The 18,589-nt window shown below is 55.8% G+C and carries 17 protein-coding genes; 10 read left to right on the top strand and 7 right to left on the bottom strand.

From position 1 onward, the window contains the following. Positions 1 to 8 precede the first annotated feature (8 nt). From AAAX59_RS07745 to AAAX59_RS07735, 3 genes are all read left to right on the top strand, one after another. Positions 9 to 1,280, top strand: coding sequence for a hypothetical protein (locus AAAX59_RS07745; protein WP_349071350.1), 1,272 nt, complete (start codon positions 9 to 11; stop codon positions 1,278 to 1,280). A gap of 676 nt (positions 1,281 to 1,956) precedes the next feature. Then, positions 1,957 to 2,532 (top strand): recombinase family protein, encoded by a 576-nt coding sequence (locus AAAX59_RS07740; protein ID WP_349071349.1) that lies wholly within the window; start codon positions 1,957 to 1,959, stop codon positions 2,530 to 2,532. 418 nt (positions 2,533 to 2,950) lie between these two features. Continuing rightward, positions 2,951 to 3,940: a hypothetical protein gene (locus AAAX59_RS07735; RefSeq protein WP_349071348.1), complete on the top strand. Its 990-nt coding sequence runs from the start codon at positions 2,951 to 2,953 to the stop codon at positions 3,938 to 3,940. 126 nt (positions 3,941 to 4,066) lie between these two features. Here AAAX59_RS07735 and AAAX59_RS07730 read toward each other — a convergent pair whose 3' ends face one another. The 7 genes from AAAX59_RS07730 to AAAX59_RS07700 form a co-directional block, all read right to left on the bottom strand. After that, a complete protein-coding gene (locus AAAX59_RS07730) occupies positions 4,067 to 4,873 on the bottom strand; it encodes a hypothetical protein (protein ID WP_349071347.1) in 807 nt (268 codons plus the stop codon). A 37-nt stretch (positions 4,874 to 4,910) separates the two neighbouring features. Beyond that, positions 4,911 to 5,819, bottom strand: coding sequence for a hypothetical protein (locus AAAX59_RS07725; RefSeq protein WP_349071346.1), 909 nt, complete (start codon positions 5,817 to 5,819; stop codon positions 4,911 to 4,913). 128 nt (positions 5,820 to 5,947) lie between these two features. Further along, positions 5,948 to 6,073: a hypothetical protein gene (locus AAAX59_RS07720; RefSeq protein ID WP_349071345.1), complete on the bottom strand. Its 126-nt coding sequence runs from the start codon at positions 6,071 to 6,073 to the stop codon at positions 5,948 to 5,950. 99 nt (positions 6,074 to 6,172) lie between these two features. Then, positions 6,173 to 6,658, bottom strand: a complete 486-nt coding sequence (locus AAAX59_RS07715) for a hypothetical protein (RefSeq protein WP_349071344.1) — start codon at positions 6,656 to 6,658, stop codon at positions 6,173 to 6,175. A gap of 12 nt (positions 6,659 to 6,670) precedes the next feature. Then, complete coding sequence (locus AAAX59_RS07710) at positions 6,671 to 6,883, bottom strand: hypothetical protein (RefSeq protein WP_329739062.1); 213 nt, start codon at positions 6,881 to 6,883, stop codon at positions 6,671 to 6,673. A gap of 490 nt (positions 6,884 to 7,373) precedes the next feature. Next, positions 7,374 to 8,744, bottom strand: a complete 1,371-nt coding sequence (locus tag AAAX59_RS07705; RefSeq protein ID WP_349071343.1) for an ATP-binding protein — start codon at positions 8,742 to 8,744, stop codon at positions 7,374 to 7,376. 210 nt (positions 8,745 to 8,954) lie between these two features. After that, positions 8,955 to 10,205: an MFS transporter gene (locus AAAX59_RS07700; RefSeq protein WP_349071342.1), complete on the bottom strand. Its 1,251-nt coding sequence runs from the start codon at positions 10,203 to 10,205 to the stop codon at positions 8,955 to 8,957. A 161-nt stretch (positions 10,206 to 10,366) separates the two neighbouring features. Between AAAX59_RS07700 and AAAX59_RS07695 the strand changes: the two genes are divergently transcribed. The 7 genes from AAAX59_RS07695 (at position 10,367) to AAAX59_RS07665 (ending at position 18,253) form a co-directional block, all read left to right on the top strand. Then, positions 10,367 to 11,314 (top strand): NUDIX domain-containing protein, encoded by a 948-nt coding sequence (locus AAAX59_RS07695; protein ID WP_349071341.1) that lies wholly within the window; start codon positions 10,367 to 10,369, stop codon positions 11,312 to 11,314. A gap of 271 nt (positions 11,315 to 11,585) precedes the next feature. After that, the gene (locus AAAX59_RS07690; RefSeq protein WP_349071340.1) at positions 11,586 to 13,043 is read left to right on the top strand and encodes an SLC13 family permease; all 1,458 of its coding nucleotides are present in this window, start codon (positions 11,586 to 11,588) and stop codon (positions 13,041 to 13,043) included. A 133-nt stretch (positions 13,044 to 13,176) separates the two neighbouring features. Next, positions 13,177 to 14,664, top strand: a complete 1,488-nt coding sequence (locus AAAX59_RS07685) for a UbiD family decarboxylase (RefSeq protein WP_195445310.1) — start codon at positions 13,177 to 13,179, stop codon at positions 14,662 to 14,664. Between the two features lie 33 nt (positions 14,665 to 14,697). Next, positions 14,698 to 15,276 (top strand): UbiX family flavin prenyltransferase, encoded by a 579-nt coding sequence (locus tag AAAX59_RS07680; protein WP_055286312.1) that lies wholly within the window; start codon positions 14,698 to 14,700, stop codon positions 15,274 to 15,276. 91 nt (positions 15,277 to 15,367) lie between these two features. Further along, complete coding sequence (locus AAAX59_RS07675; RefSeq protein ID WP_215693964.1) at positions 15,368 to 16,234, top strand: MerR family transcriptional regulator; 867 nt, start codon at positions 15,368 to 15,370, stop codon at positions 16,232 to 16,234. A gap of 176 nt (positions 16,235 to 16,410) precedes the next feature. After that, a complete protein-coding gene (locus AAAX59_RS07670) occupies positions 16,411 to 17,280 on the top strand; it encodes a hypothetical protein (protein ID WP_349071339.1) in 870 nt (289 codons plus the stop codon). 79 nt (positions 17,281 to 17,359) lie between these two features. Next, positions 17,360 to 18,253, top strand: a complete 894-nt coding sequence (locus AAAX59_RS07665) for an aldose 1-epimerase family protein (protein ID WP_273376608.1) — start codon at positions 17,360 to 17,362, stop codon at positions 18,251 to 18,253. Positions 18,254 to 18,589: the final 336 nt, after the last annotated feature.

Below are 18,589 nucleotides of genomic sequence, written 5' to 3'. Positions count from 1 at the left end.
GGGCGTCCATGAGCGGATTTAAAGTTGTGTATCGAATTGACCCGACAGACGATACTCCCGAAATAACATGGGAGGAAGGATGCCCTCTTCTGCTCGATGCACTCCAGATTGCAAGAAACACCGACACAGGCGAGGCCTATGTTCAGACGAGATTTTTGAATATATCGGGTGAGAAAATAAACTCGTTCAAGGTAACGATTACGGTTATTTACGGTGACGGATCGGAAGAGAACCTATGCCTGAATCCTTTGGATGCCGACATATTTTCAGGAATGACGTATTCCGCTAGGCCCGTTGTTCTTTCAGCGGGTGATGCGATTGCAGCGAGGGTCAAAGTTGAAATTGTGTGTCGGGATTCAGGGCAGTGGGTCTCGCATTTGCCGCTTTCGAAGGTGCGTAAGCCGTGCGCGTTGTCGTTGTCCTCAACGGCTCTTGAGGAGCGGGTGCGAGAGCTTCGAGAATTAGGGTGCAAGGATTCGCGTAAGGCATCTCTATATTCCATTGAGAGAAATGACGGCTGGACGCTTTGCCCCTGTGGCCAAGTTAACGTTGGGACTAAGCATTGCGTTTCGTGCGGGTTAGACCTTTCGACCTATTCATCAGCACTTGAGGACTTAAAAACGCTCTCGCAAAAGGGGGCGGATCGAAAAGAAAGGGAAGAGGCCGAAAGACAAAAAAGAGATGAGAAACAGGCCGAAACCAAGAAAAAGGCAATCAGGTTCTTCGTGCCAATGCTGCTCATCGGACTCATCCTCTTAATGGTTTGGTATTCGGCTGTGTTTCTTCCTCGGGATAATGCGGAAAAAGGGCTATCGGCATTTGAAGAAAACAACAGCCTGTATGAGTACGATGATTGGGTTGATCTTGACGAGTGGGAAGAAAAATCGACCAATTATACGGAGGAGCTTAATAACTTTACATCTTTCAACTATTCCAGGCTCTCCGAGGAGTCCAAGTTAAAGGTACTCAAATTGCTGGCAAAAGAGGAAACGATAGACGCGATATACGACGAGGTTGTAAGCAACTGGGCGATTGATCCGCCTGAGTTGGAAGTGAGCTTGGCTCTGGATAGCGTTTCGATTGAAGATGATGACGTAAAGGGTGGGGCCTTTACCGTCACTGTTGAATCTCGTGAAAACGCGGGCTGGTATAGCAGCTCGTCTAAACACAAACTATCGTCTTCATTTGAATGTGAATATCAGGCAACATTTGAACCAGATTTAGAGAAAGGCTCTGTCGACATGCATCCGCTTCAGCGCGTTTCCTGTGAGCTGATGTAGTAGCCGCAATTGGTTGGCCTGGTCGGCTCGTACATTTCAAATCAAATAGGGCGATCCGCTGCTTCTTATTTGCGCAAACAGAGGCGGATCTACTTTGTTTGCGAATGCTAACCAGTAACTTAGAAAGAAGTATTCGACTGCTTAAGCACTGTTCATTGCCAGATGACGATTTCAATTGACGCACTCGCTTATTTGTTGTCCTAAGAATCTTTACCAGCCTAGTTAAGCCTTAAATCAATTACGCATGCAAGCGAACGGTCGAACGGGCGGATTTCAAGCGCGGGCGTGTTTAGTTCGACCCCATGGGGGCTGTCTGATAAGGCTAAAGTACTTTCAAAGTGTAAAAGACGCCCCTAGCCCATCGAATGAGAAGCCATGGCCTGTCTCGCTTAACGCGGACTTGTTAAGTTCTTGATTGCGCGGGCAGGCAGCTGGTTGTTGCCTAGTAAGAATGTTTTACCTACGCTGTCTGCAACACAGTGGATAGCATAGGCGTCTTTGCGGAAAGGGACATGTCTGCACGTCCCATAATTCATAACATTTGAGACATGAGAAATACCACTCCCCAAGTGAGTCTTTTGAATCAAATAGTGTCCTAAAAGATATTCCAAAAGTGTATGTCCCAATATAAAATACTAATAGGACTTTTGAGACATATAGGAATTGGAGGCACGCGATGAAGTTTCTCTACGCCCGCTGCTCAACAAAGGAACAGAATGAGGCAAGGCAGCTTGAATATGCGCACGAGCTTGGCTTAAAGGATAACCAGATATTTATCGATAAGGCTTCGGGCAAGAACGCTAATCGTCCTGCATTGAAAGATATGCTCTCTCGTCTGCGTGAGGGCGATGAGGTCTATATCACCGAGTTGTCTCGTCTGGGTAGGAGTACCAAGGACTTGATTGACCTGATGGAGGCCTTCGAACAGATGCATGTCGAGGTTCATAGCAAGAAAGAGGCTATCGATACAACCACTCCAGCAGGCAAATTGATATTTCATATGCTGTCGGCCATTGCTGAGTTCCAGAGGCAGATCATCCTTGAGAACGCTGCCGAGGGTAGGGAAGCGGCTATGAAGCAGGGCGTGAAGTTCGGTAGGCCTAATGTTGATGAAGACGCTCTCAGCATGGCTCTCTATTTATTTGAAAACGACAGAACGAAGTCAGTCAAAGAGATATGCGAAAAGACTGGCATCAGCAGGAGCACTCTATATAGAGAAGCTGGCAACAAAAATGTATGTCGTGGTAAATAAAAATCAAATATATAAACTCGATAGCTCAAAACTATATCGCGAAATAGGGAATTGATATTGATGGTTTGGCGTATAGCCGTCACATGCTAGGGGATACTTTCACTGTACCTAAATAGCGGAGTTGGTAATCTTAATTCAGGGAGGTGAGTTTGTATCCGCTACTTACTAACGTATCTACCTGCATGTTTAACAATATCAATCTCGCATTACTTATAGTTTGCTACATCTCTTCGAGACGTAGCAAATGATTATATTTGTCACCTTTCAAGTCCCTAAATAAATATTAATTATATATGGTAGTTGATTGGTGACAAATTATGCGAGATGAAATCGAGCATCTATAAGTTAATAAAAAAATTATAGTGACAAATTAAATTCGTGCAGGAAGGTAATGCAGTTGGATTGATAGGAGGTTTATTTGGATTTAGAACTAAAAGTTGGAGAGTACAGCTACAAGGAAATGTGTGAGCTATTTCACGAGAAGCAAAAAACGGGCAAGTCGAAGCAACTGCAACTGAAGCATTGGGAACTGTATTGCCGCTATGAGAGGCCGACCAATCGATTGTTCGTTGTAAATGAGGTTTACAAAACGCCGTTGGAGAGGATTGATGGGAGAAAGACGAACGGGAGAAAATCGGAAATCGAGGAAGAGTTCGCCATCCTATTCGATTCGCTGTTCGTTCGGGAATTCACGCGAAATATGTACCATATAGCAAATGGACAGTGGCAGACAGCAAGACTGACCAATGGCGAGCTTTCAAAATATTTTGGACTGTATGGGGATCGCCTTTATTATGCAAAAAAAGACAAGAAGATAGACGATGACCTATTTCAAGAGCTGACATCCAAGCTGAGTGGCAAAAGAAGGAGTCTTATTGTCGACCGCGCTGCAAAGATAGATTGGGTTGAAGTGAGAAAGGAGGTGATCGTATATTGGGGAGACCATCCTGCTTACTATGGCGAAGAGTATCGAGAGTCTTTTGATTCGTATCGCATCGAGTATGTTCGCAAACATAGATATAAATCTCTTGCGGATGTAATAAAACACGGCGAGTGGTCTGATATGTCTGAGTATGTACTTGGGCGATTTAAGGCAACGTGGGAGAGTTCCCTTACTGAGAAAAGTCCCTGGGTATTGTCGGACTATGGTTCAATAAATAGGATTGAATCGTGCACCTCGTTCGGACTTAAAGAAGGAGCGGAGAGGCCGCCGTTTCATTATTCTCTTGAAGAGGTTGATTCTGCTAGATATAGCTTCAACCTGAAAACAGTGGCATCGCTGGTCAAACTCTTCGAAAAACAAGTGCCAACAAAGGGTTGGGATATGGAACAGGTTCGCTATCTCCTTAGGAAATATGTTTTGTTGCCCAACTGGCAAGACTATAGGAAACGTTCCAGGGCTGCATAGCTCTTGTTTTGGTCTAAAACTGAAAGGCAATAGAATGTGCCATAGAGGCCACGGAGATTAATTTGGAGGAGGGGGCATCGTGTACCCTCCTCCAAATTTAATTATGATTACGCTGCTAATTCACTGTTACCCACAGACCTTGCAACAGCGGCTTTTACCGCTTGCGGAGATGCTTCCGCTGTGAATTCCAGATGAGCGTTTCAGCGTCGGGCAGTTGGGCGTGGTGTGGTAGACGCTGCCGCCCGAGACCCAGTACACGGTTTGGCCCTGTGTGGCCTGAGCTTCACTTTGGATGCGGTTTTGTTCAGCCTCCCGCTGGGCGCGCTCCTGCTCCAGTTTCTTCGCATCAACCTGTTTTTGGAGTTCATCGCGCTCGCTTTGAAGAGCATCAAGCTGGGAGTGGAGTTCTTCGAGTTTCGCTTTCTCATCGTCGATAGTTGCCTGCTGGTCTTTATAGAGCGTAAGCTCTCGACTTAAATCTGCTTTCTCGTTCTGGATCTTTTCGATGCGGCTCCGCAGCTTGTTGTTGTTATCTTGCAAAAGAGTTGCCTTGCCGAACGCATCATCATAGTCATCTGAAAGAGAATCGTACTTAGCGGAAAGTGCGTTGTAGCTCTCAACCTGCTCGCTATATGAATGGACTCCAATAGCCGTGCTGGCGATAAGTAATGCGAACAATACGGCGAAGGCCATGACGGATCTCTTGCGAGCCTTGAGGTGCCGTGAGATGCGGCGTGCTTCAGAACGGATTTTGATGCACGTGCTTGGTGCGCTGTCGTTGGGCTGATCGACTTTTCCTTTGGACTGGTTGGTCTCTGCGGTTCGCTCAATAGCAACGCAGAGACGGGCTAGGGTTTCATGGGCTAATTTGCGCCCTTCAGGGTTTCCTTCATCGGCACAGAGGTCGATGAGCTTGCAATTCAATGGTTCCATGGTCGCTCTATTAATTAATGTTTATTGAAAGATGGCCTTAATAGACAATATCCGTGTAGTAGTTATTCCATTCGAATCCGCCATAACCGCTATCGGGATTGGAGAAGTAGAACGTCACCGTATATCTAGAATGAGGCTTAACGTTATCGACTTGGCATGATGAATTTTCAGTCACGGTGCCCGACTCATTTTTTAGCGAACATTCCCAAGCCGAATCAAATTGATAGTCGGTGTTGTTGTCGACCTCGAAGCTGGCAGAATAGTCAGTCCATGTTACCTCGTTGGCGATTCGGTCGGTCTGGCTGTCGATATCGGCCTCAATGGCTTCGAGAGCTGTTAGCAGCTTCTTCTGTTTGTCTAGTCCTGCGATGTAATTAGAGACAAAGTCATCGTCCGTGGCAAGGAATCCTATCTCCTCATAAAGCTCGTTGAGCGCTTCGTAACGAAGAACCAGGCCCTTTTGCCATTCGATTTGCTCGTCTGATTTAAAGGCTTCGCCGAGGGCGGCTTTTTGGGTATCGAGTCCTTCCAAATACTTGGTGCAAGAGTTTTTAACTTTGTCATTGGAGAAGTCTGCGGAACGGTATTTTTCTAGCTTTGCTAGCTCAGCATCGACTAAAACAGCATAATCCGTATCGTCCTTTTGTTTTTGCCGCCAACGGATCGACTTTTTCAAATCTTTGCTAAATTGCTGGTCGGTTCTGAGCTTCGAGCATTCTGCGAGGGCGCTTTTCAGGTCTTTATAGTGTTTAACATCCTGCTTCCCGTTAGCATCAAGTTCTTTATATTGGTTATTAAGAGACTGAAGCTCGTCCCAAGAGTCGGCAGTAATTTTTCCGATTGAGGTAATCTGCTGGTCGAGTTTTGTCCCCTGACTGGCGCAGCCGCTCAGCAAGATGCATGAAGCCAACAATGGGATGAGCAATGCTTGTTTGCGCTTGCGCATTTGTTCCTCCAAGAAAACGTGAAGATGTTGTTGAAGGCTCTGTCTGTAGTTTGCCGCAAACAAAAGCCAGAATGCTGGCATCGCTCATCGTGGCAGTGCCATTTTCAAGATTGATTGTGAACGCTTCGTCAGATGGTCGGGCTTGTTGCGTAAAGCGGCTGATAGGCTGATGGGGCGCAATCGTTGATTGCAGTGGAAATCAGAGACAGGACGAGTTCTGCCGTAACAGCAATCGGGCGGTTCTTTTGGCTCATCGGGCTTTCCTTCCTCCGACACTTGGTAAACGCTGTGTTTGAATGGCTGATACGCCTGATAATCAGCGCTTACCTAGCCGAGCGATAGATATTGCCGTGTCATTCGAGACTGTTCCAAGTTTTTCCATTATCGGTTGAATAGGAATCGAGTTTTCCGTCTCCATCGTTATCCACGGCTTTGTTGCCATTGCCGTCAGCAATTGCTCCAGTTCCATCAGCATTTTTATGAATGGCGTACTCCCCATCGGTGTCGATATAGTCTGTGCCACCGTCTTCCGAGTCAGACTTTAGATACGTTTTGCCGTCATCCGTATCAACCCAATCGTCCTCATCTAATAATGTGCTCGATGATGAGCTGGAGTGAGAAGAATAATCATCATCGTCATCGTAGCCCTCATCGTCTTCGTCATAGGCGGCAGAAGAAGAGGGGCTTGACGAATCATTGAAAGAATTCAATATGCAAGCACAGCTGGTGATGCATAGGGCACAAAGAAGGCAGACGGCAAGCATAGCCAGCAATGTCTTTTTAAAGCGCGTCGCAAACTTCGCGCTTTCACTTTCGGTGCCAGTGTTTTCGTCCGTCATGGGTGTCATCCCTTACGCATCGTAGTCTTCGCGGAATCCGCAGTTCTGGCAGTAATACGTCTTTTTCTTCTTGCCAAGTGCTCCGCCCACGAGGCCAATGGGGCCTAAAAGCAGACCTCCAGCAGCGGCTTTTCCCACACTGAAGCCTTTATTAGATTCACCTGTGCATTTCCAACCTGTGCGCTCTCCGCAAGATGGGCATTGTGCTGGTGCTTTGTTTGCCATAAAAATCATCCTTCCATTGGCGTGACGGGAACCGTGGAAGGAAGCTCATCCGAAGAGCTGATTGCGCAGCACGAAAAGGAGGAGTATCCACCCACAGTTGCTACACAGCTCCAAGCGCCTCGCAATAGCACGAACCAGCAAGGAGAAAGGGCAAATACCCCTCCTTGTCGCTGGTTGAGTGTCTTCGGTTGTGAAGCGCAAGCATAAAAATGCTAGAGCTGTGTAGCAGGTACAACTCTAGCATGCTGATAAGCTATTTAATCTACCGACCTGTTGAACGGTCGAAAAAGTAGGCTGTTGTGAAAAAGCGGAACCATCTGGCCTGTCGTGCCTGAGCCTCTATGAGTAGTAAAAAGGTAGTAGACCAGATGATTTGAATGGTTAATACGCCTGATAATCAGCGGTTATGTTGTCCTCGACAGATATTCCCGTGGCAAATAAACAGTACGTGCTGCATATGATGGTTCCTTTCTGGGCGGTCGCGCGGGACTTACAGACTACCCTTGAGGCAGTTTGATCCGATAAAGCCCGCTGCGTACAAGGGGAGGTGGCACAGCTCGCGTCCGTCATCGGTTTCGCTGCGGGCAAAATTGTTCTCGGACAATATGTAGGCATACGGCGACCGGGCTTTTTCCATAAACGACCCGAGGGTTCTCGCGCGCACGTTGCGTGCGGACTTTACCTCGACGGGTACGATCTCCATGCGGTCGGTCTGAAGTAGAAAATCGAGCTCGCCGTTCGTCTTCCAAGACGACGGCGGCATCCAGTAATACGTCTGCAAGCCATTGCCCGAAAAAGCCTGCATGGCCGAGTTCTCCGCCAAGGCACCTCGAAAGTCGGAAGACAGCGCCATGGCGGAATCCTCTTTGAGGTCGAGCCAGAGCCGCGGGTTGATGCCGAGTTTGTAGAACATGAGGCCCGTATCGAGAAGATAGACCTTAAAGAAGCTCCCGTCTTCGTCGTCGAAGGGAACGAGGGGAGGTTCGATGCCTTCGGTCAGGTTGTTGACCGATATGACGCCGGCGCCCTCGAGCCAGTCGAGCGGCTCGATGAGCTTGGCACGACGGCCTCCGCGTTCGACCTCGGAGTACTTGAATTTCTTGGTTGAGGATCGTAGCAGCTGGGATGGAATGGAGCGCCAGACCTTGCGCGCCGCCACGCCGCTGATCCCGTTTTCGGGGTCGGTCATATCGGCGGTGTAGGTCTCGTCGATTTCGCGCTGCTCGACGCGCGCGTCTTCGATGGATAACGTCTTGCGATATGCATTGACGGCGGCGGGCATGCCGCCCACGATCTGGTATCGATGAAACAGGTTGAGCGCGGCTTGGTGTGCGGCGTAGGTCTCGAGCGTGTCGGCGTGGGTACGAACGGCATCGGCCATCTGCTCCTCGCCGAGCGCCCAGAGAAACTCCTCGAACGACATGGGATGCATGGTCTCTTGACGAACGCCGCTGGGAAAAGGCAACTTGCGCTTGCGCGTGGCGACGCCGAGCTGGCTGCCGGTCGCGCATATGCGCCAGCCCGAACCCGAGAAAAAGCGAAGCGAGTTGAGCGCCCGTTCGCAGAGCTGCACCTCGTCAAACAGGATGAATGCGGTTTCTTTGCGAATGGGGGTGCGTTTATAGTCTGAGATTCGTGCCACGATGGTGTCGACGTCGTCGGTGGGGCAGTCGAACAGCGGGGCAATCAGCTCAAGATCGGTCTGAAAGTCGAGTTTGACAAACGCATCGCCGGCGATTCGTCTGCCGATTTCCTCGGCAGCGTACGTTTTGCCCACGCGTCGTGCGCCACGGATGAGGAGGGGACGCGAGGCGTCCTTTGTCGCCCATGATTCGATAACGGATTCGATTGATCTGCGCATGGGGCCACCTTCCAATTTCGTGTATTTCAAATACATAGTTTAGTATGATTTCGTGTACTTCAAATACACGAAATCATGGAAAAACGTGTATTTGAAGTACACGAAATTGAACCGCCGGAGCCTGCAAGCGGATGAGCGCTGCTCATGCCGGGTGGTTTCTACCAGGCGCTCGCCACTCTGGTCTGTACCTGCCCCGACTCGATCCCGCCCCTATGCCTGCATCGAAGATTGTGCTGCGTGGTGGTGCTCCCAGCGTGCCAGCTTGATCGTCACCAGCGTGAGCACCCAGGCTACGAGCGAGAACACGGCACCAACGGCGCCCACGTAGGCAATGCCAATGCCGCTTACCACGGCGCCGCCCACCGCGGTGCCAAACGAGATACCGACGTTAAACGCCATGGGTTCCACCGAGCTCGCGAGCACCATCGATTTGGGATGGCGGCTGCGGGCCACGTCCATAAAGTGCGTGATGCACGAGACCGAGAACAGGTACATGAGCAGCGCCAGGCTAAAGACGAAGGCAAGCGCGAGGGGCATGGTGCCGCCAACGGCAAACAGTCCGAGTAACGCCGCGGCCTGGAGCACAAACGTCACGAGCAGCGCCTTCATACCGAAGCGCGCGTCGATCCATCCGCCCAGGATGTTCGAGATCAGGCAGAACACGCCGTAGGCCATAAGGGTGGTGCTGGCCTCGACCGTGCCCATGCCTAGTACCTGCTCCAGATAGGGCGTCACGTAGCCGTAGAACACGTAGACCGATCCCACGCCAAACAAAAAGATGAACATGCCGGTGATGATGCTTGGTTCGCGCAGGAGCCCCGCCTGTTCGCGGAAGGTGGCAGGCTCGTCGGTCTGCCCGGCGCGTGGCATAAACGCCACGAGCGCGCCGCAGATCAAAACGGCGAAGGCCAGCGTGCCGTACATGGCAACGTGCCAGTCGAGCGTATCGGCCACAAACTTGCCAATCGAGGTCACAAAGACCATCGCCACGGAAAACGCGCCGTACACCACCGAGATGGCAAGCGAGGTCTGCTGCGGAGACAACAGCTCGGGGATATACGTCACGCTTACGGCGAGCAGTGCGCCCGAGACGGAGCCCAAAATGATGCGCGAGGCAAACAGCACCTGGAAGTTGGGCGCCAGCGCCATAACCAAGTTGCCGAGTACAAAGACAATGCTGTAGCACACGAGCAGCTGGTAGCGGCGGAAACGTCCCGTGCTGAGCGCAAGCACCGGCGTCGTGATGGCGTAGACCAGCGCGAACACGCTGATGAGTTGGCCTGCGGTGGCAAGTGAGATGCCGAGCTCCGTCGCCAAGTCGCTCTCGATGCCGATGACCACGAACTCCGAGCAGCCGAGCGAAAAGCCCAGCAGTACGAGCAACGCCAGACAGAGGTTGGTACGCGCGGGGGAAAGCGCGGCGGCGGTCGATGCTGTTGTGGGCGAGGTTGCGGTGGTCAAGGCGGTTGCTCCTATGTTGCGTTGTATGAGCCTGAATCAATCTCTGAAACTCTAGCAGAACACGACAAGAAGCAGCCCCTTTGTCACGTTCCGCGCTTGCCTGTATAGTCGCAATACAGGCGAAGATGGTCTCAGGTACATCGCGGGCGACAGGAGATCCCATGGGTATGCACACGACAAAGGTTGCAGTGGGCGAGGGCAAGTTTACGCTCGAGGCCCAGTTGACGGTGACGCCGCGAGGCATGGTGGTGTACGCCTGCTCGCCGGAGTTCGCGCACCTGGGCGCCACGGCGCAGGCCATTCCGCGACCCGAGCCCGGGCGTACGGCGACCGTGAGCATCCTGGCCGTCCCGTGCCATCGCGACGAGATCCCGGCACACGACATTGCAGCGGCGCTGGCCACGCGCTTTGGTGTACCGGTGACCGCGAGCACGGGTTTTCATGTTGAGCAGGCGAGCAAGGACGATCTGCAGCGCGTGCTCGACACCACCAAGGAGCTCATCGTCGCGCTCGAGGAAACCGCAGCTCGCATCTTGCGTGCCGGCTGGGACGAGGGTGGTGCGGGCGCCGAGGTCGTAGCGGTCGATGCTGCGACCGGCGAGGTGCTCGCTCCTGTGGATCGCATCAAAGCCCATTCCGGCGAGGGTATCCTACACCAAGCATTCCTGACGCTTCTGATCGAGGGTCAGGGTGAGGGCGCACGTCTGCTGCTCTGCCGCCGCAGTCCGCTCAAGCGCCTGTGGGGCGGGGTGCTGGCCGATAGCTGCGCCGGCCATCCGCTCCCGGGGGAGGACGTCGCCGCTGCTACGGCGCGCCGTATCAACGAAGAGCTCGGCATTACACGCGAGCCCGACGACCTTAAGCGCCTGGGTCACGTGGTCTACCGCGAGGACCACGGCGACGGCCGCTGCGAGTGCGAATGGTGCGAGGTCTACCTTGCCCATGTTGAGCCGGGCGAGCTGCATATCAACCAAGAGGAGATCTCGGAAGTGCGCCGCGTGGGCCCGTCCGAGCTTAAAGGCTACCTGCAGGGTCACCCCGAGCAGCTGGCCCCCTGGCTCCGCGAGGCTCTGGAGGTCCCCTCCATCCGCGCAGCCCTCGCTATGTGACAAAGGGACAGTCCCTTTGTCACATAGCACGGTTGACCGGCTGCCCAAACCGTCCCAACATTCGATGAAAATCTCAAAAACGAGAAAAAACGCCGAATGTTGGGACGGTTTTTCTGCCCAGAGGGGAGAGGACTGCAAGCCATCCAAAAAATCTCGCTTGACTGTATTGCCGCAACACAGCGCAACGTAAGGGGTGTCCGATAACGGGCGCCCCTTTTTAGCGGCAAGGCCGCTGTGAGTCCGGAGCGCCCCCAACAAGAAAGGTGGGGAGATGGAAGCGGAAAAGAAGGCGTTTAAGATCACCAAGCGCGAAATTGGCTTTGTGCTGGGTATCGTTGTCTTTTTGCTGGTGAAGTTTCTTCCTTTGGCGGAGCTGAGTTCGACGGTCGAGCTCACGGTCGGCGGTCAGACCTGTCTGGCACTGACGCTCGCCACGGTGGTGTTCTGGGCATGTGGCGTGGCACAGCCGGGCTTTGTGGGCCTGCTCTACTGCGCGCTGCTCGTCCTGTTCAAGGTGTGCGTGGACGACACGGGTGCCGCGAGCATTTCGGCGACGGTCGCCTCCACGTTTAGCTCGTGGACCAAGGCCACCATGTGGCTCGTCATCGGCGCCTACCTCATCGCCAGCGCGGTCAAGGAATCGGGGCTGGGCGAGCGCATCGCCTACGCGTTCATGCTCAAGTTCGTGCGCGACGCCAAGTCGCTCATCATCTCGATCTTCGCGCTCACCTTTGTGCTGTCGCTGCTGATCCCGCACCCGTTCCCCCGCGCCTTCCTCATCCTGGCCGTCGTCTCGGTTATCGCCGAGTCCGCCGGCTACGGTGACGACGACAAGGGCAAGCTCGGCTTCCTCGTGTTTGCCGCTGCCGCCCCGGGTTCCATGTTCTTCCTGACCGGCGACTCCACGCTCAACCCGCTCGTTGCGCAGTACAGCGCCGAGGCCGGCGGCATGAGCCCGTCCTTCGTCGACTGGTTCCTGTACATGAGCGTGCCTATGCTGGTCGCGCTGCTGTGCACCCTGTTCCTGGGCCTCTTCCTCTTTAAGCCCAGCAAGGAGCTCGTCTACGATCGCGAGCAGATCGTGGCCAAGCAGGCCGCGCTCGGCAAGCTCTCCGTCAAGGAGATCCGCACCGTCGTGTGGCTGGTCGTCGCCATTGCGCTGTGGCTCACCGTCTCGGGCGATTACATCGGCTGGGTCACCCTGGCCATCGGCGTCGCGCTCGCCATGCCCATTATCGGTGAGGTCCTCACCCCCGCCAGCTGGAACGCCGTCGACATCAAGTCCCTCATGTTCCTGACGGCCGCCATGGCCGTGGGGTCCGTGGGCGGTGCCACCGGCATGAACGCCTGGATCGCCGACGTCGTGCTCCCCAGCTCCGTTCCCGAGAACATCTTCCTGTTCGCCCTGCTCGTCGCCGCGCTTTCCATGATCATCCACATGTTCATGGGTTCGGTTATGGCCGTGCTCGGCGTGTGCGTGCCGGCATTCATCAGCTTTGCCGCTGGCTCCAGCGTGAGCCCGCTCGCCGTGGCGCTTATCGTCTTCACGTCCATCAACATCCACTACATCCTGCCGTTCCACAACCTGCCGATCCTCATTGGCGAGGGTAAGGACGCCGGCGGCTACACCTCAAAAGAGGCCATGCGCATGGGCATTCCGCTGACCGCGGTCGTCTTTATCGTCGTGCTGGTCGAGGCCGCCTGGTTCCATCTCTTTGGCCTGATGTAAGCAGCCGAGCGCTCTTGCTTCGATGACGAGCGCTTGAGCTCAGCCGCGCGCTTTAACTGCAAGCGCTACGGCACCTACGTTATCCCGCCCAGCGGCATCCCGCCGTCGGGCTCTCTCCCGAAAGGAGTACGCCATGTCCACTACCGATGCTTCCCAGATCCACGACTTGCGTTCCGCGCTCGACTTTTTGCGTGAGATGCCGGGCCAGCTGCTCGAGACCGACACCCAGGTCGATCCCGATGCCGAGGTCTCGGGCGTCTACCGTCACGTCGGTGCTGGCGGCACCGTCATGCGCCCGACCAAAGAGGGTCCGGCGATGGTCTTCAACAACGTCAAGGGCTTTGACGACGCCAAGGTCTGCATCGGTATGCTTGCCAGCCGCAAGCGCGTTGCCGCCCTGCTCGACCTGGACGAGGAGCACCTGGGCCTCGAGATCGGCAAGCGCTTCGAGAACCTGATCGCCCCCGAGCAGATCGCCGAGGGCAAGCACGTCGACTGCCAGGAGGTCGTGTACAAGGCGACCGACGAGGGCTTTGACCTGCGCAAGATCGTTCCCGCTCCCACCAACACGCCCGTTGACGGCGGCCCCTACATCACCATGGGCCTCGCCTATGGCACGAGCCCCGATGGCACCCAGTCCGACGTAACCATCCACCGCTTCTCCTGCGTCGACAAGGACAAGCTCGCCATGTGGATCACCCCGGGCAGCCGTCACCTGGGTGCGTTCTTTGACGAGTACTGCCAGCGCGGCGAGGATATGCCCATCTCCATCTCCATCGGCCTGGACCCCGCCGTGTACATGTGCTGCGGCTTCGAGGCTCCCACCACGCCGCTCGGCTTCAACGAGCTGCAGATCGCCGGCGCCCTGCGCGGCCGCGCCGTCGAGCTTGCCGACTGCGTCACCGTTCCGCAGAAGTGCATTGCCAATGCCGAGTACGTGCTCGAGGGCTACCTCATGCACGACGAGACCATCAACGAGGATGTCAACGGCCACGGCTACGCCATGCCCGAGTTCCCCGGCTACACCGGTGGCGCCAAGGTCTGCCCGGTGATCAAGATCACCGCCGTCACCACGCGCGTCAACCCCATTATGGAGAGCTGCATCGGCCCTTCGCACGAGCACGTGTCCATGGCCGGTATCCCCACCGAGGCCTCCATCTACAAGATGGTCGAGACCGCTATCCCGGGCCGCCTGCTCAACGTTCACGCCGCTCCCTGCGGTGGCGGCAAGTTCGTTGCCATCATGCAGTTCAAGAAGTCGAGCAAAAATGACGAGGGCCGTCAGCGCAACGCCGCCATGCTCGCCTTCTCGGCGTTCTCCGAGCTCAAGCACGTCATCCTTGTCGACGAGGATGTCGACATCTTCGATATGAGCGACGTGATGTGGGCCATGACCACGCGCTTCCAGGCCGACGTGGACCTCATCACCATCCCCGGTTGCCACTGCCACGTGCTCGATCCGTCCAACGACCCCGCGTTCGATCCTTCGATCCGCGAGCACGGTATCGCCTGCAAGGCCATCTTCGACTGCACGGTTCCGTTTAACCTCAAGAAGAACTTCATCCGCTCGCAGTTCATGGAGATCGACAAGGACAAGTGGGCCGCCGAGCTCGCCTTCTAGTAAGTAGCCCTACCAAGTAGTTAAGGAGTTGTCATGCCTGAGTCTTCTGTTCGTCCCCGTCGCATTGTCGTTGGCGTGTCTGGCGCCAGCGGTGCGGCACTGGGCCTTGAATGCCTCAAATGCCTGCGCCAGGCCGGCGCTGAGTCGGCGCTTGTCGTCACGCGCGGGGGAGAGATCACCATCGAGCAGGAGCTCGGCATGACGCTCGACGAGTTTGCGTGCTATGCCGATGTGGTCTACGACAACAAGAACATTGGCGCTGCCATCGCAAGCGGCACCTATCCGGTCGACGGCATGATCGTGGCTCCCTGCTCCATGAAGACGCTCGCCGGCATCGCGAGCGGCTACAGCGAAAACCTGTTGCTGCGTGCGGCCGATGTGCAGATGAAAGAGCAGCGCCGCCTGGTGCTTATGGTGCGCGAGACGCCCTTCAGTGCGATCCATGTCGACAACATGGCACGCCTGGCGCGCGTGCCGGGCGTCATGCTCATGCCGCCCATGCTCACGTTTTACAACGGCCCCGCCACGCTCGATGAGGCGGTGCATCACATCGCCGCCAAGGCACTCGAGGCCGTCGGCGTGTCGTGCGCCAACTATAAGCGCTGGTCATAGGCATCTTTAGGGTAGGATACGAGTAGTGTTTGAGCCCGCTGCCCCTGTGGGCGGCGGGCTTTTCGTGTCAAAGGGTGTGTCGGGAGGACCTATGCAGACGGGTATGTATGCGATTAGCGAGATGGCGAGCTTGTTTAACGTTTCGCGCCAAACGCTCATCTACTACGACAAGATCGGTCTGTTTAAACCCGCCGTGGTTAACGAAAAAGGCTACCGTTTCTATTCGCCCACGCAGATCCCGCTCATGCGTCTGATCTGCATGCTGCGCGACTTGGGACTGGAACTCGATGAGATCGATCGCCTGACCTCGACGTTCGACATTGGAGAGATGACCGATCACCTGCGCTCGCGGGTGCAGGCGCTCGACGAGCAGATTGCCGGGCTCAAAGCCGAGCGCGCGAGCGTGCAGGAGCGGCTGAGTTTTTACGACGAGGCGGTCTATTGGCGCGAGCGCGAGGGCAAACCGGAGCTCAAGCAATTCGAGCGCCGCTACGTGGTCTTTGAGGAGTTCCCGAGCGATATCGAGCGTGGCCGCTCGATGCTGCACCCCACGCTCATGCGGGCGATTCTGCGCATGCGTGCGCTCACGGGCACACGCCCCATGCGCGGTTGGGGCGCCATGCTGCGTCGCGAGGCGCTGCATTCCGACGACCCCATCGCCGGTGCCGGTTCCTTTGCCGTGTTGCCGCGTGGTGCCGAGGAAATACTGCCGAGCGATCCTGCCGAGCTGGCGGAGATTGGCGTCGAGGTGCTGCCCGAGGGCACGTACCTGTGCATGAGTCGCTGGGGCATGCCGTACGAGCCCGAGGGTATCCGCGCCATCGTGGCCTGCATGGACAGGCACGCGCTCCAGCCCATCGGCAATGCTTTCGATTTTTGCTACCTGGACACCACGAGCTACGACGAGTCTCACCAAGAGGACTTCTGCTGTATCCAAATCCCCGTCGCCCTCAAATAACTTGCGGTGAAATAGTCCCTAAATAGCTCGAGTGGGCGTGCAAACAGGAACTATTCCACCGCAACTTCGATGCGACAAAGGAGCAGTCCCTTTATCGCATTCCGTGCGAGCTCCAGCGCCATCTGCGGGTATAAGGCTAACAAGTGTTTATTTGCGAGGCCTAAGGGGCGCCCCGTATGGATATCGATAACTTTGAATGGTGGTATAGCGAGGGTGAGGCTCCGGATGAGGAGTGGGACGAGCCTACGCCGCGTGGCGTGTCGAGCGACGAGGACGAGACCGGCAACGACGTCGCCGCCGACTCGGACGCCGCCCTCGACCCCGTCGAGCCTCTGACCTTCGAACAAGCCTGGGCCCAGGCCGAGGCAGACGAGGCCAAGGCCGACGCTACGGCCACGCTCGGCGAGCCAGCCGACATGTCGATCTCGCCGGCAAAGACCCCGCAGCCGCGTCACAGCATCGATCCCGACAGCACGGCATCCTTCAGCATTCTCGACGTGCCCTCGCAGGGTGCCCAGGCGCCCGCACCCACACGTCGCCCCAATCTGTCTCGCGAGGAAGATGCAGGACGTCGCTCGCCGCTCGGCCCCATCCTTATCGCCTTTATGGCCGGCGTTATCGCATGCTCGGTAATTGGAAACGTCTGGAGCCATGTCGAACAACAGCGAAAAGACGCCGCCAAGGTCGAGATGTCTGTCGAGCAATCGCTCAGCCGCACGCGCTCGGTACATGTGTCGGTCGAGGTCAAGGACGGCGCGATGTGGGACACCGCGCGCGGCGACAGCCAAATGCTCATCCATATCGTGGGGCGCACGCTCAAAGGGCAAGCGATCGACGAGTACCAATACGTCAATTCCGAAGGTGACGGCATCGAGCTCAAGCCCGGCGACTACGAGCTCACGGTCGATGAGCCGCCCGTCGCCACCGACGGCACGCGTTACCGTGCTTCAAAGCGCATGGTTCCGGTGAGTTTTAATTCACAGGCGCCCGATACGGTCGATAGCACGCCGCAGGGCGGGTTTGACCTTTACGCTATTGCTCAATAACTGCACCTGTCGCTCAACCCCGCCGCCAAGAGTGGGACAATAGCCCTCGACACCGTTGTTTACTATTGGAGGAAGTAGCATGTCCACCGTCACTACCATCAAGCGCGGCGGCCTCACCGCGGCCATCGATTCCATGGGTGCCCAGCTCACGAGCCTTGCCCTCAACGGCAACGAGTATCTGTGGCAGGGCGATCCCACCTTTTGGGGCAAGCATGCGCCCATCCTGTTCCCCATTGTGGGCTCGCTGCGCAACAACACGGCAACGTCTGCGGCCGGCACCTGCGAGATGCCGCGCCACGGACTCGCGCGCATCGTCGAGCACAAGCTGGTCGAGGTTTCGGAGGACGGCTCCTCGGTAACGTACGAGATCACCGATACGCCCGAGTCGCTCAAGGCCTTTCCGTTTCACTTTAAGCTCAACATGACCTATGCCCTGACCGGCGACGCCACGCTTACCCAGACCTTTGCCGTTACGAACACCGGCGACGTGGACCTGCCGTTCTCGGTGGGCGGCCACCCCGCATTTAACGTGCCCGCCCCCGGTGCCGAGGACGAGGTATTCGAGGATTACGAGCTGGCGTTTACCGAGGCCTGGACGAACGAGGCTCCCATCATCACGCCCGACGGTCTCATGACGTTCGAGGGCAGCTACAAGGCTCCCGATAACTCGGACGTGCTGCCCATCACGCATCGCAGCTTCGATAACGATGCCATCATGTTCACCGATGTCCCGGGTTCCACGCTCACGCTGCGCGGCCGCAAGTCGGGCCACGGCGTCAAGATCGACTTTGAGGGCTTTAAGTACATCGGCGTGTGGTCTGCCGCCAACGACGCCCCGTTTGTGGCGCTCGAGCCCTGGACCGGCCACACCACCATGGACACCGAGGACGACGTCTTTGAGCACAAGGTCAACACCATTACCTTGGCACCGGGTGAGACGGACGTTCGCAGCTTTAGCGTTACCCTGCTCTAGAGGTTCCGCCGTTCTAACGAACGACGGACCGGTCGACGCTGCGCGCCACCCAGAGCGACAATTTGTCATTCAAAAGGCAAGGCATGACCAGAAGGTCTATGCCTTGCCTTTTTCATTTTTAAAGGCTTTAGCCTGTGCGGGGCGCGCAGCGCGCCGCATCAGAAACCACCCGCTATGCGGGTGGGGACAACCGGCTTTACAAAGCCGCTCCCTCGCCGGACACTTGCGATTGTTCAGGCCGCAAGGAATCCGAGTCGAGAGGGCGGTGGTGGCGTATGGCCCAGAAGGCCTACAGCCTGTCGCACACGAAGTGGATGTGCAAGTACCACGTCGTGT

Origin of the sequence: Collinsella sp. CLA-ER-H2 (assembly GCF_040092405.1) — a bacterium.
GTDB lineage: Bacteria > Actinomycetota > Coriobacteriia > Coriobacteriales > Coriobacteriaceae > Collinsella.
This window is presented reverse-complemented; position numbering and strand designations above follow the sequence as displayed.

Bases quoted from the DNA above. Each gene is read 5' to 3' on its own strand.
- AAAX59_RS07745 (WP_349071350.1), top strand. From the start codon at position 9: ATGAGCGGATTTAAAGTTGTGTATCGAATTGACCCGACAGACGATACT.
- AAAX59_RS07740 (WP_349071349.1), top strand. From the start codon at position 1,957: ATGAAGTTTCTCTACGCCCGCTGCTCAACAAAGGAACAGAATGAGGCA.
- AAAX59_RS07730 (WP_349071347.1), bottom strand. From the start codon at position 4,873: ATGGAACCATTGAATTGCAAGCTCATCGACCTCTGTGCCGATGAAGGA.
- AAAX59_RS07725 (WP_349071346.1), bottom strand. From the start codon at position 5,819: ATGCGCAAGCGCAAACAAGCATTGCTCATCCCATTGTTGGCTTCATGC.
- AAAX59_RS07720 (WP_349071345.1), bottom strand. From the start codon at position 6,073: ATGAGCCAAAAGAACCGCCCGATTGCTGTTACGGCAGAACTCGTCCTG.
- AAAX59_RS07715 (WP_349071344.1), bottom strand. From the start codon at position 6,658: ATGACGGACGAAAACACTGGCACCGAAAGTGAAAGCGCGAAGTTTGCG.
- AAAX59_RS07710 (WP_329739062.1), bottom strand. From the start codon at position 6,883: ATGGCAAACAAAGCACCAGCACAATGCCCATCTTGCGGAGAGCGCACA.
- AAAX59_RS07705 (WP_349071343.1), bottom strand. From the start codon at position 8,744: ATGCGCAGATCAATCGAATCCGTTATCGAATCATGGGCGACAAAGGAC.
- AAAX59_RS07695 (WP_349071341.1), top strand. From the start codon at position 10,367: ATGGGTATGCACACGACAAAGGTTGCAGTGGGCGAGGGCAAGTTTACG.
- AAAX59_RS07690 (WP_349071340.1), top strand. From the start codon at position 11,586: ATGGAAGCGGAAAAGAAGGCGTTTAAGATCACCAAGCGCGAAATTGGC.
- AAAX59_RS07685 (WP_195445310.1), top strand. From the start codon at position 13,177: ATGTCCACTACCGATGCTTCCCAGATCCACGACTTGCGTTCCGCGCTC.
- AAAX59_RS07680 (WP_055286312.1), top strand. From the start codon at position 14,698: ATGCCTGAGTCTTCTGTTCGTCCCCGTCGCATTGTCGTTGGCGTGTCT.
- AAAX59_RS07675 (WP_215693964.1), top strand. From the start codon at position 15,368: ATGCAGACGGGTATGTATGCGATTAGCGAGATGGCGAGCTTGTTTAAC.
- AAAX59_RS07670 (WP_349071339.1), top strand. From the start codon at position 16,411: ATGGATATCGATAACTTTGAATGGTGGTATAGCGAGGGTGAGGCTCCG.
- AAAX59_RS07665 (WP_273376608.1), top strand. From the start codon at position 17,360: ATGTCCACCGTCACTACCATCAAGCGCGGCGGCCTCACCGCGGCCATC.